The organism is Chryseobacterium jejuense (assembly GCF_017877355.1).
Taxonomy (GTDB): domain Bacteria; phylum Bacteroidota; class Bacteroidia; order Flavobacteriales; family Weeksellaceae; genus Chryseobacterium; species Chryseobacterium jejuense_A.
Genome location: NZ_JAGIPR010000010.1, coordinates 146,034 through 163,631 on the forward strand (window position 1 = coordinate 146,034; position 17,598 = coordinate 163,631).

17 protein-coding genes are annotated in these 17,598 nt (G+C 35.5%); 3 read left to right on the forward strand and 14 right to left on the reverse strand.

All coding sequences use genetic code 11. The features are described 5' to 3' along the window. Position 1 precedes the first annotated feature (1 nt). From J2772_RS18875 to J2772_RS18940, 14 genes are all read right to left on the reverse strand, one after another. Entirely contained in the window at positions 2-670 is a 669-nt protein-coding gene (locus tag J2772_RS18875; protein WP_209919444.1) for a hypothetical protein, read from the reverse strand. A gap of 67 nt (positions 671-737) precedes the next feature. Further along, entirely contained in the window at positions 738-1,664 is a 927-nt protein-coding gene (locus tag J2772_RS18880) for a glycosyltransferase (RefSeq protein WP_209919446.1), read from the reverse strand. Positions 1,665-1,924: 260 nt separating this feature from the next. Then, on the reverse strand, positions 1,925-2,794 hold the full coding sequence (locus J2772_RS18885) for a glycosyltransferase family 2 protein (RefSeq protein ID WP_209919449.1): 870 nt from the start codon (positions 2,792-2,794) through the stop codon (positions 1,925-1,927). 2 nt (positions 2,795-2,796) lie between these two features. Beyond that, positions 2,797-4,017 (reverse strand): glycosyltransferase, encoded by a 1,221-nt coding sequence (locus tag J2772_RS18890; RefSeq protein WP_209919450.1) that lies wholly within the window; start codon positions 4,015-4,017, stop codon positions 2,797-2,799. Beyond that, positions 4,018-5,118: a DegT/DnrJ/EryC1/StrS family aminotransferase gene (locus J2772_RS18895; protein WP_209919452.1), complete on the reverse strand. Its 1,101-nt coding sequence runs from the start codon at positions 5,116-5,118 to the stop codon at positions 4,018-4,020. Beyond that, the gene (locus tag J2772_RS18900) at positions 5,111-5,611 is read right to left on the reverse strand and encodes an acyltransferase (RefSeq protein ID WP_209919455.1); all 501 of its coding nucleotides are present in this window, start codon (positions 5,609-5,611) and stop codon (positions 5,111-5,113) included. Before J2772_RS18900 ends, J2772_RS18895 begins: the two co-directional genes overlap by 8 nt. After that, positions 5,601-6,023 (reverse strand): sugar 3,4-ketoisomerase, encoded by a 423-nt coding sequence (locus J2772_RS18905; RefSeq protein WP_209919457.1) that lies wholly within the window; start codon positions 6,021-6,023, stop codon positions 5,601-5,603. The genes J2772_RS18900 and J2772_RS18905 overlap by 11 nt, the downstream gene beginning before the upstream one ends. Beyond that, complete coding sequence (locus tag J2772_RS18910; RefSeq protein WP_066691531.1) at positions 6,013-6,414, reverse strand: sugar 3,4-ketoisomerase; 402 nt, start codon at positions 6,412-6,414, stop codon at positions 6,013-6,015. The genes J2772_RS18905 and J2772_RS18910 overlap by 11 nt, the downstream gene beginning before the upstream one ends. Then, on the reverse strand, positions 6,411-7,670 hold the full coding sequence (locus tag J2772_RS18915; RefSeq protein WP_209919458.1) for an ABC transporter ATP-binding protein: 1,260 nt from the start codon (positions 7,668-7,670) through the stop codon (positions 6,411-6,413). Before J2772_RS18915 ends, J2772_RS18910 begins: the two co-directional genes overlap by 4 nt. 43 nt (positions 7,671-7,713) lie before the next feature. After that, positions 7,714-8,562, reverse strand: a complete 849-nt coding sequence (locus J2772_RS18920; protein ID WP_209919460.1) for an ABC transporter permease — start codon at positions 8,560-8,562, stop codon at positions 7,714-7,716. Positions 8,563-8,734: 172 nt separating this feature from the next. Further along, on the reverse strand, positions 8,735-9,598 hold the full coding sequence (rfbA, locus tag J2772_RS18925) for a glucose-1-phosphate thymidylyltransferase RfbA (RefSeq protein ID WP_209919462.1): 864 nt from the start codon (positions 9,596-9,598) through the stop codon (positions 8,735-8,737). A gap of 9 nt (positions 9,599-9,607) precedes the next feature. Then, a complete protein-coding gene (locus J2772_RS18930; protein WP_209919464.1) occupies positions 9,608-10,057 on the reverse strand; it encodes a hypothetical protein in 450 nt (149 codons plus the stop codon). Positions 10,058-10,061: 4 nt separating this feature from the next. Then, on the reverse strand, positions 10,062-11,141 hold the full coding sequence (gene rfbB, locus J2772_RS18935; protein ID WP_209919466.1) for a dTDP-glucose 4,6-dehydratase: 1,080 nt from the start codon (positions 11,139-11,141) through the stop codon (positions 10,062-10,064). Between the two features lie 19 nt (positions 11,142-11,160). Next, entirely contained in the window at positions 11,161-12,474 is a 1,314-nt protein-coding gene (locus tag J2772_RS18940) for a UDP-glucose dehydrogenase family protein (RefSeq protein WP_209919468.1), read from the reverse strand. A gap of 216 nt (positions 12,475-12,690) precedes the next feature. Here J2772_RS18940 and rimP point away from each other — a divergent pair, with 216 nt between their 5' ends. The 3 genes from rimP to infB all read left to right on the forward strand — a co-directional run bounded on the left by rimP (position 12,691) and on the right by infB (position 17,447). Then, positions 12,691-13,158, forward strand: a complete 468-nt coding sequence (gene rimP, locus J2772_RS18945; RefSeq protein ID WP_209919470.1) for a ribosome assembly cofactor RimP — start codon at positions 12,691-12,693, stop codon at positions 13,156-13,158. A gap of 17 nt (positions 13,159-13,175) precedes the next feature. After that, on the forward strand, positions 13,176-14,411 hold the full coding sequence (nusA, locus tag J2772_RS18950) for a transcription termination factor NusA (protein WP_209919471.1): 1,236 nt from the start codon (positions 13,176-13,178) through the stop codon (positions 14,409-14,411). Positions 14,412-14,489: 78 nt separating this feature from the next. Further along, complete coding sequence (gene infB / locus J2772_RS18955) at positions 14,490-17,447, forward strand: translation initiation factor IF-2 (protein ID WP_209919473.1); 2,958 nt, start codon at positions 14,490-14,492, stop codon at positions 17,445-17,447. Positions 17,448-17,598: the final 151 nt, after the last annotated feature.

Genomic DNA, 17,598 nt, shown 5'->3' on the forward strand with positions numbered 1-17,598 from the left:
CTTAAATATACTTTCTTGTTAAGGTTTCTAAATATCCTGCCGGGGTTTTCTCAGAGAAAAAAGTTACAATATCTTCGTCAAAATCTACTTTGTAGAAATCACCTTCATTGGCTTCTTTATAAAGTCCCTTTTTATCGGTTTCTTTTTCAATAGCATTAATGATCTCCTTTAAATCATAATAATAGGGAAAGGAGAAATTGATGGTTTTATTATGAGCTTGAAGGCCTTGAGATTCAATAAACCTGCAAATATCTTCAATGTCTAAAAGAAGCCTTCTGGCCTTAAGGTGCAGGGTAAACTCATTGTTGTTGTTAATCTGTGCTTTAAGAAAATTAAAAAGAGTGTTTGGATTTCCACCTTTTCCTACAATATTACCAATTCTCAGGATGAGGTAATGGTCAATATTATTTTCTATATAATTTTCAATTTCTTTTTTATGAATGACATAGGGACTCTTTTGCTTGGATTGGTCATGTATACTCAGCGTAGAAAAATAGATCAGTTTCTTTTTTCTGTGGTCTTCATGCACTGTTTTTAAAAGAGAAAGTTCTCTTTCAAATTCAGATACTCTTGTCTCCAGGGAGTTTGAAACTCCTGATGCAAAAAAAATAATGTCTTCTCTGTCATAAGATTTTATAGCATTTGCTATAATACCGTTGCCAATAATCATATGTTAGTTGTTTCATTAATTGTGCTATAGAGGGAATAATAATTCATATCTGAAAAATATGAATTATTTATTTTAGGTAATCAAATATATGAAAATAGTATTTCATTTTGAGCTTGGTTATTTTCTGTTCCAAAAAAGGAATGTTTTTGAGATAATTTTTATATTGTTCAAGGCAATATATTGAGTGCTCTTTTTCAAGATCGGTATTTAAGCTGAGATCTTTAATTGTTTTCTTTACAAATGGATGTCTCTGAAATACAGTAAATAAGGTTTCTCGTGAGATTATTTGTTTTTCAGAAGATTTAAAATGGGAAAATGTTTTGTAGCCGATACTTTGCTTTGGGTGTATTCGGTATTCTCCTAAAATTTGCTCTTCCATCCAAACGGCATCTTTATTGGCAGCAAGTAACAAAAGCTCATAATCGTGAATGATAACCGGATTGATTTTTTTCAGGGGAAGATGTTCCTTCAGAAAAATATTGCGGATGGCCATACTCATTCCGGGAAATATATTACCCTGGTATAAAATTCTTTTGATGATATCTTGTGGCTGTGTAAATGCACTTGGGCTGGTAGAATCCAAATCCCAATAGGTAATTGCTTCTGAAGGATTGATGGCTTCACCGAAAAGTTTAATGTTATGACATACAATGTCAATATTGGGATGTTTTTCAAAAATCTCAACAATTGCAGAGGTTTTATTTGTAAACCATCGGTCGTCCTGGTCACAAAGGAAGACAATATCTCCGGTACACAAGCTCATCGCTTTTTCAAAATTGCCTACATAACCCAGGTTTTCCGGATTCTGATATACTTTGATAATGTCCGGAAACTGATTTTCATAATTAGAAATAATCCTTAAAGTATCATCGGTAGAGCCATCATCACAGATGATGATTTCATATACAGGTTGCTTTTGGGTGAGAATACTTTCCAGCTGTTCTGCTATATATTTTTCACCGTTATAGGTACAGAGGGACACGGATATTTTCATCGGTTGAAGGTATTAAAATTTTATCTATCAGAAGAGAAATTTTGCAGGTTAAAACTTTTTTGAAATTTTATACAGTAGAAGTAGGAAGGTTCTTTTTTATTGCAAAGTTTAGTTTTTTTAATAAAATGGATAATTACGATATACATTAAAGTATTCTTCCGGAAGTTCTTTCCCTGCCATGTAAAATTTCTGAGTAGTGTGGTTGATGCTTCCCTAATTCCTTTTTATCAAACATCATCTTAAGCAAAGCTGCTTCAATCTCAATGTCTGCTTTTTTTTTGAAAAAGTTTATAATAATATTTTTTGAAATTCAGATAGCCGGATATAAATCTGCCACCTGTTATTTTATTAAATTCAGATCTCATTTCAATAAATTGAGAGGAACGTACATCAATGATGTGGTAAGCTAACCGATCATGAACATCATCACCATATAATTTTTTTAAAATAGGGAGGATCTTTATTCTTTGATGAAGAATTTTGTATAGATCTGAAGACATACTGTTATTATTGTCTTCTTTACGGTAATGGGCCAGTGGTTCATCTACCAGAAGAATCTTTGGATTATCTTTTGTGACGTAAATCCACATCAGCCAATCTTCACAGCTTTTTAAGGAGGTGTCAAAAAGGAATCCTTTAAGTAATTCTTTAGATATCAGTGAACAGTGAATCGGTATACTGAATTTTAAATCCCATCCGAATACGATCCCTTCAAAAGACAGGTATTCCTTTTCAACACGGTTATAACCGGGATCATGGGTATGGTTTCTGTAAATGGTAAATTGACTTACCATTAATGGGTATTCTGAATGATGATTCAGACTTTTTGAGAATTTTTCGCGATGAATCATGTCATCACTATCTAAAAACTGGATGTAATCTCCCTGTGCTTTTTCAAGTCCTGCATTTCTTGCAGAGGATAGCCCCCCATTTTCTTTATAAACATAACTGAAGCGAGGGTCTTTTGCAGCCCATTTTTTTGCTGTCTCTTCTGTGTTATCTGTAGAGCCATCATTCACAATAATACACTCCCAGTTTTGATGTGTCTGATCAAGGACAGATTGAAGGCATTCATCAAGATATTGGGCCTGATTGTAACAAGGTACGATAACAGATACTTTGGCAGTCATAATTATTGAATTTTTGCTTCTTGGTTTTTCAGTGTGTTTAATAGGTACTGTTCATAATGGCTTATATTCTTCTCAAGATCATGTTGAGATAAGAATTTATCAGTTTCCAACTGTTGTAACTCTTCTAACTTGTTGTTGGATAGAATATAATGAGTATGTTTTGCTAATTCTGAAGGGGTGTAAAAATAAGGCGGAATAGATGTTTCATTATCAATAGGCTTTATCGAATTATTTCCATCAATATTGTCCAGAATAATAGGAATGTTGTTCATGCATAATTCAGTGGCTGCATAGCCTACGTATTCATAGATAGAAACAATCCAGGCAAGGGAAACATTCTTTTCTTTAATGCTTTCCAACATGTTTTCAGCATGGCCTTCAAATGAGATATGATTAATAAGTCCTTTATTTTTGATAATTTCCATTAATTCTTCATGATACTCAGGATCTTGGATGTGACCAAAGATCTTAAGTTTTACCTCAGAATTAAAATTTTTTAAAACCTCAAAAGCTTCCAGGATTTTATCAATAGGTTTAATTCTGTTGATTCTTGTAAAGACCCCAATATTAAGTTCTTTCTTTTCTATAATCTTGTGGTATTCTACAGGAGTTAAATCATGAACATTAATGGATAACGGGAATCCAAAGGTGTTTTTTATTCTTACTTCCTGAGCCTCTATTTCTTTTAATTGATATTCATCAGCGTATACAAAATTATATGCGGTTGAATTTTTGTCATAGGCCTCATAGATTTTGAAATCATGATTAAATTGGGCCTGATGGCACATCAAATGGGTTTCAAAATAAATGTTAGGATTAAGATTATTTTTTATATGATGAAAGAATAAAGCATCCACCAGAATTACAGCGTCAAAGGAACTAAGAAGTTTATTGAGCCTTTTATGATACCGGCTGCTTCTTCTATATCTGTTAATTCTGAACAGGATATAGTTTGAAATTTTTTTGAAAGGAAGACGATTCATGAAATTCGCTTGAATTTCTCCCGGTCTATAAAGGTTGGTATGGATCTTTATCCCTAATTTTTTTAGTTCAAAATAATAAATGTGCGGAAATTTTTTATTTATATGAACATCAGCAGTGGTTAATACCTCCACATCAAACAGCGATTTGTCTATATGCTTTACGATTTCAAAAGTATATTTTTCAGATCCTGCTTTTTGTAATGAATTGGTTACAAATAAAATTTTTTTCCTTTTTATCATTTAAAACTTGTTTATAACTTTAATGATGGTAGATAGGTCTTTCTCCTCCATTACCGAAGAGATAGGGAGACTTAAAACTTCCTGATGTATTTTTTCACTGATAGGGAATGAAAGGTTTTCCCATTCTTTATAGGCTTCCTGTTGGTGAGGCGGAATAGGGTAGTGAATCAGGGTTTGAACTCCATTTTCTGTAAGATATGCCTGAAGTTCATCTCTTCTTGATGATCTGATGACAAATACATGCCATACATGTTCCTTTTCATTTTCAGGATATTCAGGAAGAATGATGTCAGGATGTGTAATTTCATTGATGAAACGTTGGGCAATAATTCTTCTGCTCTCATTTTCACGATCAATATATTTCAATTTTATATCTAAAACCGCAGCCTGAATTTCATCCAATCTTGAATTTAATCCTTTGTAGATATTGACATACTTCTGATTGGAGCCATAGTTAGCTAATGCTCTGATCGTTTTAGCCAAATCATCATCGTTAGTTGTAACAGCACCGGCATCTCCTAGAGCACCTAAGTTTTTACCTGGGTAGAAGCTGAATCCGGCAGCATCTCCAAGGTTTCCGGATTTTATATCATTCCACTCAGCACCAATGGCTTGGGCATTATCTTCAATGATTTTAAGATGATGCTGGTGAGCAAGCTCTTTAAGCTGATCCGAAAAGACAACTCTTCCCTGTAAATGTACAAGCAGGATTCCTTTCGTTTTAGGAGTAATCTTTTCTTGAATTTTGGAAATGTCGATATTGTAAGTATTGATTTCCGGTTCTACCAAAACGGGGATTAATCCATTATCCGAAATGGCAAGAATGGAAGCAATATAGGTATTGGATGGAACAATGATTTCATCACCGGGACTCATCACACCCAACTCAATATAACCTCGAAGAATAAGGCGAAGGGCATCTAATCCATTGGCTACTCCAATGGTATGCTTTGCACCGATATAATTGGCAAGATTAGCTTCAAAACCAAATAGCTCCTTACCCATCAAATACCATCCGGAACGGAAGACATCAATAAGTTTAGCCTCTATTTCCTGCTGGTATTCTAAATTAATTTTCTGAAGATCTAAGAACTTAATCATTAGCGTTTGTATATAGTATTTCTCCGTTATTATTAATGGTTCCTCTTTGTTTTGCAGGATTTCCAAACCAAACTGTATTGGCCGGAACATCTTTTGTTATAACACTTCCTGCGCCAATTAGAGCATTTTCTCCAATGGTATTTCCTGCAATGATCGTTGCATTAGCTCCAATAGAAGCCCCTTTTTTTACGAGCGTTTTGCTAAATTCTATTGGATATTGTTTAGAACGTGGAACCAGGTCATTGGTAAAGGTTACATTAGGACCAATAAAAACATTATCCTCAAGAGTAATTCCATCCCATACCTGAACTCCCGGCTTTATGGTAACATTATCCCCAATTACAACATCATTCTCTATGAAAACATTACAGTTGATATTACAATTGCCGCCAATTTTAGCATTTTTTAAAATGACACAAAACTGCCAGATCATTGTATCTGCGCCAATATTTTCAGTCTGGACATCTGCCAGAGAGTGTTTTTTATAATTCATTTTGTATTTTTAAAAAAGTATCATAGTCTCTCACATAATCCTTTTCATTATAATGATGAGATGCTAAAACCAAACAAATAGCCCCTGAAGAAAAATTCATTTCCGAAGCCCAAATTCCCGGAGGAATGTGTAGACCCAGATCGGGGCGGTTAAGAAATACCTGTCTTTTAAACTTTCCGTCATCCAAAGAGACTTCAAAGCTTCCACTTGCGGCAATCAAAAACTGATGACACTCTTGATGGGAATGTGCTCCACGGCTTTCTCCTCCTGCAATATCATACAGATAAAAGACTCTTTTTACATCAAAAGGGAAGTGGGAATCATTTTCAACAACTGTTAGATTACCCTCATCAAAACCAACTTTACCCAAATCGATTACACTGCAATCAAAAACTGAAACTTTATCTTTCATCTGTAAGTTGTTTAAATATTTCAAAATCCCTTATGTAGTCATTCTCATCATAAGATTTATCAGAAACAATGAGCGCCAGAGAATTGGTGGAAAAATTTTCCAGCCTTCTCCAATACATTTTAGGAATGTATAATCCGTAATAAGAACGGTTGAGTGAATAGACTTTCTCTTCCTTTCCATCATGTATGACAACATCAAGACTTCCCGATAAAGCAATGATAACTTCCTGTTGTTCTTTAAAAGCATGGCTGCCCCTCAGTTCTCCTCCCGGAACATCATAGATCCAATAGGTTCTGGCAATTTCAAAAGGAAGCTGATTAGGGTGTTCTAGAAATGAAAGATTCCCCCGCTTATCATATATTTTTGGAAACTGTATTATCTGAGGTATCATGGCGTTTTTACATTATATTCAAAATTAGGTCTTGTAATCCCAGGGTATATATGCATTTTGCTTCCCACTTTTACATTCTCAACTTCAAAACCAACAGAATTATCAAGAATAAACAAGGCTTCAGTCTGGTCCTTTCCAAAAAATAGTTTGAAGTAGTAATTTCCGGCATTTAATAATCCTGCAGGAATATCGAACTCAATAGAGTATTCTCCAGTCTGAGAATCCTGATTTTTGGTAAGGATTTTTCCCACGTGGAAAACAATAAGTTCTTCATAATTTCTTAATTCAAATGTTGCATCAAGATTGATATTGGGACGGTAATTATGGAAAACCAGTTTAACTCTTATCCCGGAATTAATATCAATAAGTTTACCTTGCTGGGCAGATACTGAAAATTCCTTTATCCTGATGTTCTCATTTCCTATGGCCTCATCAAGATTTCCATTATATTGATAATGAGAGGTAGACGCACTGTTTTTTTGATATTCTATAATGGTACTCAGCATATCTCCTTCATACTCTAGAGATCCCTGAGTGAGAAGGATGCCTTTGTTGCAAAGCTCTTTTACAGCGGTCATATTATGACTTACAAAAAGGATTGTTCTTCCTTCTCCTTTTGCAACATCATTCATTTTTCCTAAACATTTTTTCTGAAAATCTGCGTCTCCTACAGCAAGAACTTCGTCTACAATTAAAATTTCAGATTCCAGATGAGCTGCTACTGCAAATGCAAGACGTACATACATTCCCGAAGAATATCTTTTAACAGGAGTGTCAATATACCTTTCAACTCCTGAAAAATCTACGATTTCATCAAATTTACGTTTGATTTCTTTTCGGGTCATGCCCAGAATAGCACCATTTAGAAATACATTTTCGCGACCGGTCATTTCGGGGTGAAATCCGGTTCCTACCTCTAATAGAGATGCTATTCTACCGTTTGTATAGATCTTGCCTGTGGTAGGTTTGGTTACTTTACTTAAAAGTTTTAGCAAGGTAGATTTTCCAGCACCATTTCTCCCTATTATTCCTATAGCATCTCCTTGCTCAATTTCAAAGTTGATATCACGGAGTGACCATACGTAGTCAGAATTTCCTTTTGAGGTCCTGTCATTGGCTTCGCCAATCTTTAAATAGGGGTCTTCTTTGCCTCTTACTTTATGCCAAAGTCTGTTGAGGTCATGAGAAAGAGTTCCTGTTCCCACTTCTCCCAGGCGATATTGTTTTGATATGTTTTCTGCCTTTAAAGCTAGCATTTTTTTCAGTTTTAAATTTTTATTCTAGTGTTTTTATCTTCAACTATACCGTATCCATGAAGGTTTTCTCTACTTTGTTAAAGGTAATAACTCCTATTACAAGAAGAATCAGAATGATAACAGTACTGGCCACCAGCATTACCGGAGAAAAATCTCCCACTCCTAGCCAACCATATTTGAAACATTCAAAAATACCCGTTAATGGATTGAATTTTGCTAGCTTTTTGAAATACCCCGGAAGCATAGATACCGGATAAATTACCGGAGTAGCATACATATATAAGCTTATACCGAATGTCAAAAGCATACTTAAATCCTTATATTTTGTAGTAAGTGCTGAAAATATCATTCCAACCCCCAGGGCAAAAAGAGCCATAAGGATGAGTAAAAAAGGAGTTGCTAAGACCCACCAGTTCGGAGAAATTTCATTGTTGATAAAATAATATCCCCATACAATCAGGAATAAGATAAACTGAACGCTTAAACGCATCAGGTTTGAAATAACAATTGAAATGGGTGTTACCAATCTTGGGAAATATACTTTACCAAAGATATTGGCGTTTCCTGTAAAGGTTGCTGTAGTGCCCAGCAGTGCTCCGGAAAAATAATTCCATAAAGTGACCCCGGAAAGATAAAATATGATACCGGGAGCTCCATCTGTAGGTAACTTCGCAAATCTTCCAAAAATAATCAGGTAAGTGATCGTTGTAAAGATGGGATTGATAAAAAACCAGATTGGTCCCAAAATGGTTTGCTTGAAGCTTGATATGAAGTCTCTCTTTACAAACATGTAAATAAGATCCTTATATCGCCATACTTCCTTGAGTTTTAAGTCAAATAAAGAATGATTCGCTTCAATGGTTTCTGTCCACTTTTGCTGTGGTTCATTCATCTGTGTAAGTTTTTACAAATTTATAATAATTAATTCTTACCGGATTTCCTAGTTTGTAAATTCTTGTTTACATAAAACTAAAAAATAACAACTAATATATTGATATTTGTTATTATGAACAAAAACTATTGACTATAAAGCCAATAGTTTGTAAGATTTATAAATGATATGGTTATTGACCAACGAGTTGTTTCAAATACTGACCGTAGCCACTTTTTCCATATTTTACTGCTGTTTCCAGTAATTTTTCTTCGTTGATGAATTTATTTCTGAAAGCAATCTCTTCAATACATCCAATCTTGAAGCCTTGTCTTTTTTCAATAACACTTACAAATTCAGAAGCATCGTGAAGAGAGTCAAAAGTTCCTGTGTCCAGCCATGCTGTCCCTCTATCTAGAACACCTACCTCAAGTTTTTCATTTTTCAGATAAACATTATTGATATCGGTGACTTCTAGTTCTCCTCTTTCAGATGGTTTTATATTTTTAGCGATTTCCACTACATTGTTATCGTAAAAATATAATCCTGGGACTGCGTAGTTAGATTTAGGCTTTAAAGGTTTTTCTTCAATAGAAACAGCTTTGAAATTATCATCAAATTCTACAACCCCATACCTTTCAGGGTCTGCAACGTGATAAGCAAAAACAACACCTCCATCCGGATTGGTTTTGTTTTTTAATAAAGTCCCCATTTCAGAACCGTAGAAGATATTGTCTCCTAAAACAAGTGCTGCAGGATCATTACCTATAAATTTGTCACCCAGAATAAAGGCTTGTGCCAGTCCATCCGGGCTTGGCTGTACAACATATTCTATATTACAGCCAATCTGAGAACCATCACCTAATAATTTAATGAATCCAGCCTGGTCGTGTGGAGTCGTAATAATGAGGATATCCTTAATTCCAGCTAAAAGTAACGTGGATAACGGATAATAAATCATAGGTTTATCATAAACAGGCATTAATTGCTTGCTTACGGCAATGGTTAGAGGGTAAAGTCTTGTTCCGGATCCTCCGGCTAATATTATTCCTTTCATCTTTTTTTATTATTTGGTATTCTCTGTTGCATAGTCCATCTGATTTTTGATATTGAGATCAATAGCAGGCGTCATTAAAAGAGCGGAGTTGTTTTTGGACAATCGGCCACCAATACTTTTATGAAACTTTATCAGCTCTTTTAAATGGTCTTCTGATATAAAAGAGAATGAATTATATAACGAAATTTTAAAATCATCAAAATTGAAATTGCTGATGATGGTATGAACCTGTTCTTTAGTGAGTAATTCTTTTGGCGGATCTACACTGTAATCGAACATTTTTAGCTCAAGATATTCTTTAGCATAATTGATCAATGCTTTTTGGTAGTGAGATGCTTCTATAAACTCATCTATCAGCTGTTGCTTTGATGAATTGGACATAGCTGGCGGAGCTGGCAGCTCCTGCGCAGATATCAGATAAGAAAACATTACAAAAAGCAATGATACAATATACTTCATTATTTTAGTTATACTGGTTTTCGTAATATTTTTGATAATCTCCGCTGGTTACGTTTTCCAGCCATTCCTTGTTTTCAAGGTACCAGTCGATCGTTTTACCTAATCCTTCTTCAAATGTTACAGATGGTTTCCAGCCCAAATCTTTGTGTAATTTATTGGCATCAATAGCATAACGCTTATCATGACCAGGTCTGTCTTTTACAAAAGTGATTAGTTTTTCAGAGTGCCCTTCAGGTTTACCTAACTTAGCATCCATTTGCTTAATCAATTCTTTTACCAGATCAATATTTTGCCATTCGTTGAATCCTCCGATATTGTAAGTTTCTCCGGTTTTAGCTTCATTGAATATCTGGTGAATGGCTCTTGCATGATCAATGACAAATAACCAGTCTCTTGTGTATTTTCCATCCCCATAAATTGGTAATGGTCTTTCATTAATAATATTGGAGATACAAAGTGGAATTAATTTTTCAGGGAAATGGTTGGGTCCGTAGTTATTTGAACAGTTTGAAACAATAAACGGCATTCCGTAGGTGTTTCCATAAGCTCTTACCAAATGATCTGAAGCAGCTTTGGATGCAGAGTATGGAGATTGCGGATCATAAGAAGTGGTTTCCAGGAAGAACCCTGTTTCTCCTAAACTTCCGTATACTTCATCTGTTGAAACATGGTAGAACAGGTTTGTTCTTTTTTCATTTGGAAATCTTCCATGGGTGTGGTCCGGGTTTAATGTCCAGAATTCTTTGCAAAGGTTAAGAAGATTGGCTGTTCCGTTTACATTCGTATTGATGAAAGCCATCGGATCTGTAATACTTCTGTCAACGTGACTTTCTGCAGCTAAATGCACAACAGCATCCGGATTATATTTTTCAAAAACTCTTCTTAGTTCTTCAGGTTTTGTAATATCTGCTTTTTCGAAAACGTAATTAGGTTCATTTTCAATATCTTTCAGATTTTCTAAATTTCCAGCATAGGTTAATGCATCAAGATTGATGATCGTACTTTTCGGATTGTTTTTTACAAATTCTCTCACAACATGGGATCCAATGAATCCTGCTCCTCCTGTAATAATGATATTTTTCATTTCTTTTCTTTTCTTTTCTTTATTTTGTAATTGTTTTTCTACCTATACTTTTATAATAGAATCCGTTTTGTTCTGGAATTTCTAAAGGATACATATTCCTTCCGTCAAAAATAACTTTATTTTTCATTTTTTTAGCCATAAGCTCAAAATTAGGATTTTTGAACTCAGGCCATTCTGTAGCAATGAATAAAGCATCTACACCTTCCAGAGCATCATACATTCCTTTAGCATATTGGATTTTGTCTCCCATAAGTTTTTGAACATTAGCTTCGGCAACTGCATCATAAGCTACAATTATTGCGCCTTTTTCTAATAAAAGAGCAATGTTGTCTAAAGAAGATGCTTCCCGGATATCATCTGTGTTGGCTTTGAAGGCAAGTCCCCACATGGCGATCTTTTTTCCTTCAATATTCCCTCCGAAGTATTTTTCAATTTCAGAGACAAGAATTACCTTTTGCGAAGTATTTACATTTTCTGTAGCTTCCAGGATCTGGAAGTTGAAATTTTCCTGTTTTCCAGATTTTATAAGGGCTTTTACATCCTTAGGGAAGCAGCTTCCACCATATCCGATTCCCGGGAACAGGAATCTGTGCCCGATTCTGTCATCACTACCCATTCCTAATCTTACTTTATCTACATCGGCACCCACTTTTTCACAGTAGTTGGCGATTTCATTCATAAAGGTAATCTTTACCGCTAAGAATGAATTGGCAGCATATTTTGTAAGTTCAGATGATTTCTCATCCATGAAAATAATTGGGATTCCTATATTGGTAAATGGCTGGTAAATTTTAGCCATAATATCTTTAGCCCTTTCAGAACTAGCACCTACAACTACTCTTGAAGGGTTCATAGAATCTTCAACAGCAAAACCCTCTCTTAAAAATTCAGGATTAGAAACAACATCAAAAGGAATGTCTGTTTTAGAAGATATAGCTTCTCTTACTCTGTCTGCAGTGCCTACAGGAACGGTGCTTTTGTTCACAACAACCTTGTACTCGGTCATCATTTCTCCAATGTCATTTGCTACCTTTAATACATAAGAAAGGTCTGCTGAACCATCCTCTCCTGGAGGAGTAGGTAATGCCAGATAAATCACTTCACTTTTGTCTAAAGCTTCTTTTAAATTGGTAGTGAAAAATAATCTTTCAGATTGGATATTTCTAAGAAACATCTCTTCAAGGTTCGGCTCATAGATGGGAACGATGCCGTTTTTCATACCTTCTACTTTTTTTTCATCAATATCAACACAGTATACTGAATTGCCAAGTTCTGCAAGCGTAGTTCCTGTAACTAGCCCTACATAACCTGTTCCTACAATCGTTATATTCAAAATGTTTGTTTTTTTAAATTCAAAGACAAAAATAATAAAAATACCTTCAAGTGCCTGTTTAATTTAATGTAAATGAATTTTGTTCTATTTGCTTGATAATAAGATAATTTTGCGTTTTTGGAAAAAAAGCGTATATTTGCAATGGATTTACGGAAAAAATGGGAAGGCTTCGCAAGAAAGCCTTTTTTCGTACTGTAAATCAAGATAAAAGAATGTATGGAGTTTAAGAAAAGAATTGAAGAATTATTAAATGAATTCCTTGAGGTTAGAAAAGATCTTTTCCTTATTGATCTTAAGATTTCTGCAGGGGATGATATTACAGTGATTTTAGATGGAGATAATGGAGTTTCTTTGCAGGACTGTCTTGACGCAAGCCGTGCTATAGAATTCAATATGGATCGTGAAGAGCATGATTTTAGCCTTCAGGTGATGTCTGCAGGATTAAGCGAGCCATTAGTGACGCCAAGACAGTTCAATAAAAATATAGGAAGAGAGATAGAGGTGATGCTGGAGGATTCTTCTAAAATTGAAGGAGAATTGTCAAAAGTAGACGAAGAGAAGATCACTCTTGTTTTACGTTACCGTAAACCGAAAGACATCGGGAAAGGAAAGGTGGATGTGGAAGAGGAAAAAGAAATTCCTTACACTGATATCAAAAAGGCATTAGTAGTAATTAAATTTTAAAAAAGAAAAAAGAATAGATGGATAATATAGCGTTGATTGAATCCTTTGGTGATTTTAAAGACGAAAAGGGGATCAGTAAGATTGATCTTATGGCAATTATTGAAGATTCACTGAAGACACTTTTGAGAAAAAGATTCGATTCAGATGACCACTTTGACGTGATTGTAAACCCGGATAAAGGAGATTTTCAGATATTTTTGAATAAAACAATTGTAGAGGACGAAATGTCTGAAGATGATGATTTGGAAATTGAAATTTCTGAAGCGAAGAAGATTGATCCTACCTTCGAAGTAGGAGAAGACTTTACAATGGAAATTCCTGTTGCACAATTGGGAAGAAGAAATATTCTTACCCTAAAGCAGATCCTGGCTACAAAACTTCAGGAGCATAACAATGCAATGCTGTACGAACAGTTTAGAGATAAAATTGGTGAAATTGTTGTGGGTGAAATCCACCACATCCGTCACAAACATGTAATTTTGTTAGATGACGAAGGAAATGAATTCATTTTACCAAAAGAAAACCAGATCCCATCCGATTTCTTTAAAAAGGGTGAGAATATCAGAGCTATTGTTGAGACAGTAGATTTTAAAGGTTCAAAACCGCAGATTATTATTTCCAGAACTGCACCTAAATTCCTAGAGAAATTATTAGAGCTGGAAATTCCTGAAATCCAAGACGGAACTATCATTCTGAAAAAGGTAGTGAGAATTCCGGGAGAAAAGGCGAAGATCGCAGTAGATGCTTATGATGACAGAATTGATCCTGTAGGAGCTTGTGTGGGTGTGAAAGGATCCAGAATTCATGGAGTAGTAAGAGAGTTGAGAAATGAAAACATCGATGTTATTCAGTGGTCTAAAAACCCTGAGATTTTGGTGAAGAGAGCTTTAGGAAATGTTACCATCAATAAAATTGATATCAACGAAGATGCTAACTATGCGTTAGTATATACTCCTGTTGAAGAGATTTCTAAAGTAATTGGAAAGCAAGGACAAAATATCAGACTGGCTTCTTGGTTGTCAGGATATGAGATTGATGTTTACAGGGAGTCCAGCGAGGATGACGATGTTGAATTGAGAGAATTTAATGACGATATCGAGCAGTGGATTTTGGATGAGTTTAAGAAAGTAGGTCTTACGACTGCAAAATCAGTATTGGATAAAGAAACTGAGAGTCTTTTAAATATGGTTGACCTTGAAGAAGAAACAATTGAAGAGGTTAAACGTATTCTGAGAGAAGAATTTGAAGATTAAGATGTGAAATAAATCTTAATAAGACAGTAAAAAGGAAATACTTTAATTTTAAAAATTAAAAAACAGTAAATAATATAGATGCCAAAAATTAGATTAAATAAAGCGGTTAAGGAATTCAATATTTCGATGTCCAGATTAGTAGAGTTTTTACAGTCAAGGGGTTTCGAAGTTGAAGGCAATCCTAACGCTCAATTGGAAGAATCGGCATATTCTGCATTGGAAGCTGAGTTTGCCAAAGATGGCGAACAAAGAAAGGCTTCCCATGAGGTGGTGATCACTAAAGTTCCGGAAGAAAAGCTGGAAATTGAAGAGAAGAAAACCCCTGAAGTGATAAGAGCTAAAGCAAATAAACCAGAAACTAAAATTTTAGGTAAAATAGATTTAGAACCTATTAAGCCTGAGGTTGAAGAAACACCTGCTGCTCCTGTAGCAATACCGGTTGAAGAAAAGAAAGAAGTAATAGTGAAAGAAGAACCGGAAGTTAAAGCTGCTCCTGAAAAGCAGGAATTTAAAGTTTTGGATAAAATTGATTTGTCTCAGATAGAATCTAGAAATAGACCTGTGAAAAAAGACAAACCAAAAATGGAGGAGAAAAAAGAAGAAGCAAAACCGGTTGAACCTGTAAAAGAAACTCCAAAACCAGTGGTAGAAGAGAAAAAAATAGAAGCTCCAAAAGTGGAGGCTGAACCTGAATCTCAGGAACCTCAAAAAATTGAAACTGTTTATCAGAAACTGGACGGTCCTAAGATCGTAGGTGAAAAAATTGACTTAACTCAGTTTGCACCAAAACCAGGTGCTGGTGCTAAAAAGAAAAGAAAGAGAATTGAAAAGCCAGGTGGTGGAGGTCAGAATAACCAAGGCCAAGGTGGAAACAATCAAAACTCTGGAAATAACCAAGGTGGCCAGGGTGGAAACCGTCCTCACAATAATAATGGTGGTGGACAAGGTGGAAACCGTCAAGGACAAGGTGGACAAGGAAATCGTCCACAAGGTCAAGGTGGTCAAGGCGGAAACCGTTTCGGGAATAACCAAGGTGGAAACCGTCCAGGTGGTCAAGCTGGTGGTGGCTTCAAAAAAGGGGGGCAAAACAACAGACCTGGTCAGAGAGTTATGCCAGTTGAATTAACTGACGAACAAGTTAAAAACCAGATCAAAGAAACCTTAGAAAAACTTACTAATAAAGGAGGTAAATCTAAATCCGCGAAACACAGAAAAGATAAGAGAACTTACCGAAGAGAGCAGGATGAGCGTCAGCAAGAGCTTGAAGCACAAGACAGAACTCTTAAAGTAACAGAATTCATTACAGTAGGTGAATTAGCCAGCTTAATGAATGTTTCTCCAACTGAAGTAATTTCTGCATGTTTCTCACTGGGGGTAATGGTTACCATGAACCAAAGACTGGAAGCAGATACCTTATTATTAGTAGCTGATGAATTCGGTTATAAAATTGAATTCTCTGATGCAGATCTTGAAGATACAGAATCGGAAGATGAAATTGATACAGAAGAAAGCTTAGTATCAAGAGCGCCAGTAGTTACTGTAATGGGGCACGTTGACCACGGTAAAACTTCATTACTGGATTATGTTAGAAAAACTAACGTAATTGCAGGTGAATCCGGAGGTATTACCCAGCACATCGGTGCTTATAATGTGAAATTGGAAAATGGTCAGAGAATTACATTCTTAGATACACCGGGTCACGAAGCGTTTACAGCGATGAGAGCAAGAGGTGCACAGATCACGGATATTGCGATTATTGTAATTGCAGCCGATGATGATGTAATGCCACAGACGAAAGAAGCAATTGCCCACGCACAGGCTGCACAGGTACCAATGATTATTGCTATTAACAAAGTTGATAAGCCAAATGCTAACCCAGATAACATCCGTCAGCAACTTTCAGGTTTAAACCCTCCGGTTTTAGTGGAAGAATGGGGTGGAAATGTTCAGGCGCAGGAAATTTCAGCTAAATTTGGTAATAATGTAGATGTATTATTGGAGAAAGTTTTATTACAAGCCGAAATGCTTGAATTAAAAGCGAATCCAGATCGTACTGCAAATGGTGTTGTTATTGAAGCATCACTAGATAAAGGTAGAGGTTATGTAGCTACAATGCTAGTACAAACCGGAACTTTAAGAGTGGGAGACTATGTGGTAGCAGGTAAAAATCACGGTAAAGTAAAAGCTTTGCTTGATGAAAGAGGGAAGAACCTTGCGGAAGCAGGACCTTCAATTCCTGCAACGATCTTAGGTTTAGACGGAGCGCCAACAGCTGGTGATAAATTCCGTGTATACGCTGACGAAAGTGAAGGTAAGGCTATTGCAAACAAGAGAGAACAACTTCAGAGAGAACTTTCTATCAGAACGAAAAAACATACAACGCTTGAGGAATTAGGTAGACGTATTGCTTTAGGGGAATTCAAAGAATTGAATATTATCCTTAAAGGTGACGTGGATGGTTCTGTGGAAGCACTTTCTGACCAGTTACAAAGATTATCAACAGAAGAAATCAGCGTGAAAATCCTTCACTCAGGTGTTGGACAGATCACAGAATCTGATATCAACTTAGCGGCTGCATCAGATGCAATTATCATTGGATTCAACGTTAGAGCCGGTGCTAATGCGAAAGAACTTGCAGACCGTGAAGAAATTGAGATCAGAACCTATTCTGTAATCTATAAAGCAATCGATGAAGTAAAAGAAGCAATGGAAGGAATGCTTTCTCCGGAAATTCAGGAGCAGGTAATTGGTAATGTTGAAATCCGTGAGGTATTCAAGATTTCTAAAGTTGGTTCAATTGCAGGTTGTATGGTTCTTACCGGAAAAGTAACAAGACAGTCTAAAGTACGTTTGTTAAGAGATGGTATTGTGAAATTTGACGGAGAACTTGAAAGCTTGAAGCGTTTCAAAGATGATGTAAAAGAAGTAACAAAAGGTTACGAATGTGGATTGAACTTAAAAGGTTATAACGATATTGAAATCGGAGATATTCTTGAAGTTTACGAAGAAGTAGCTGTTAAGAAAAAGCTGAAATAATATTCAGATAAATAAATACAATAAGCCGTCTCAATGAGACGGCTTATTTTTGTTTATGTCTCGTCCTGAAAAAAGTTGACTATAAAATCATAAAAACAGTCACTCTTATGGATTCAAAAAAAATAGCATTCCCTGTACAGGAATACAGCGA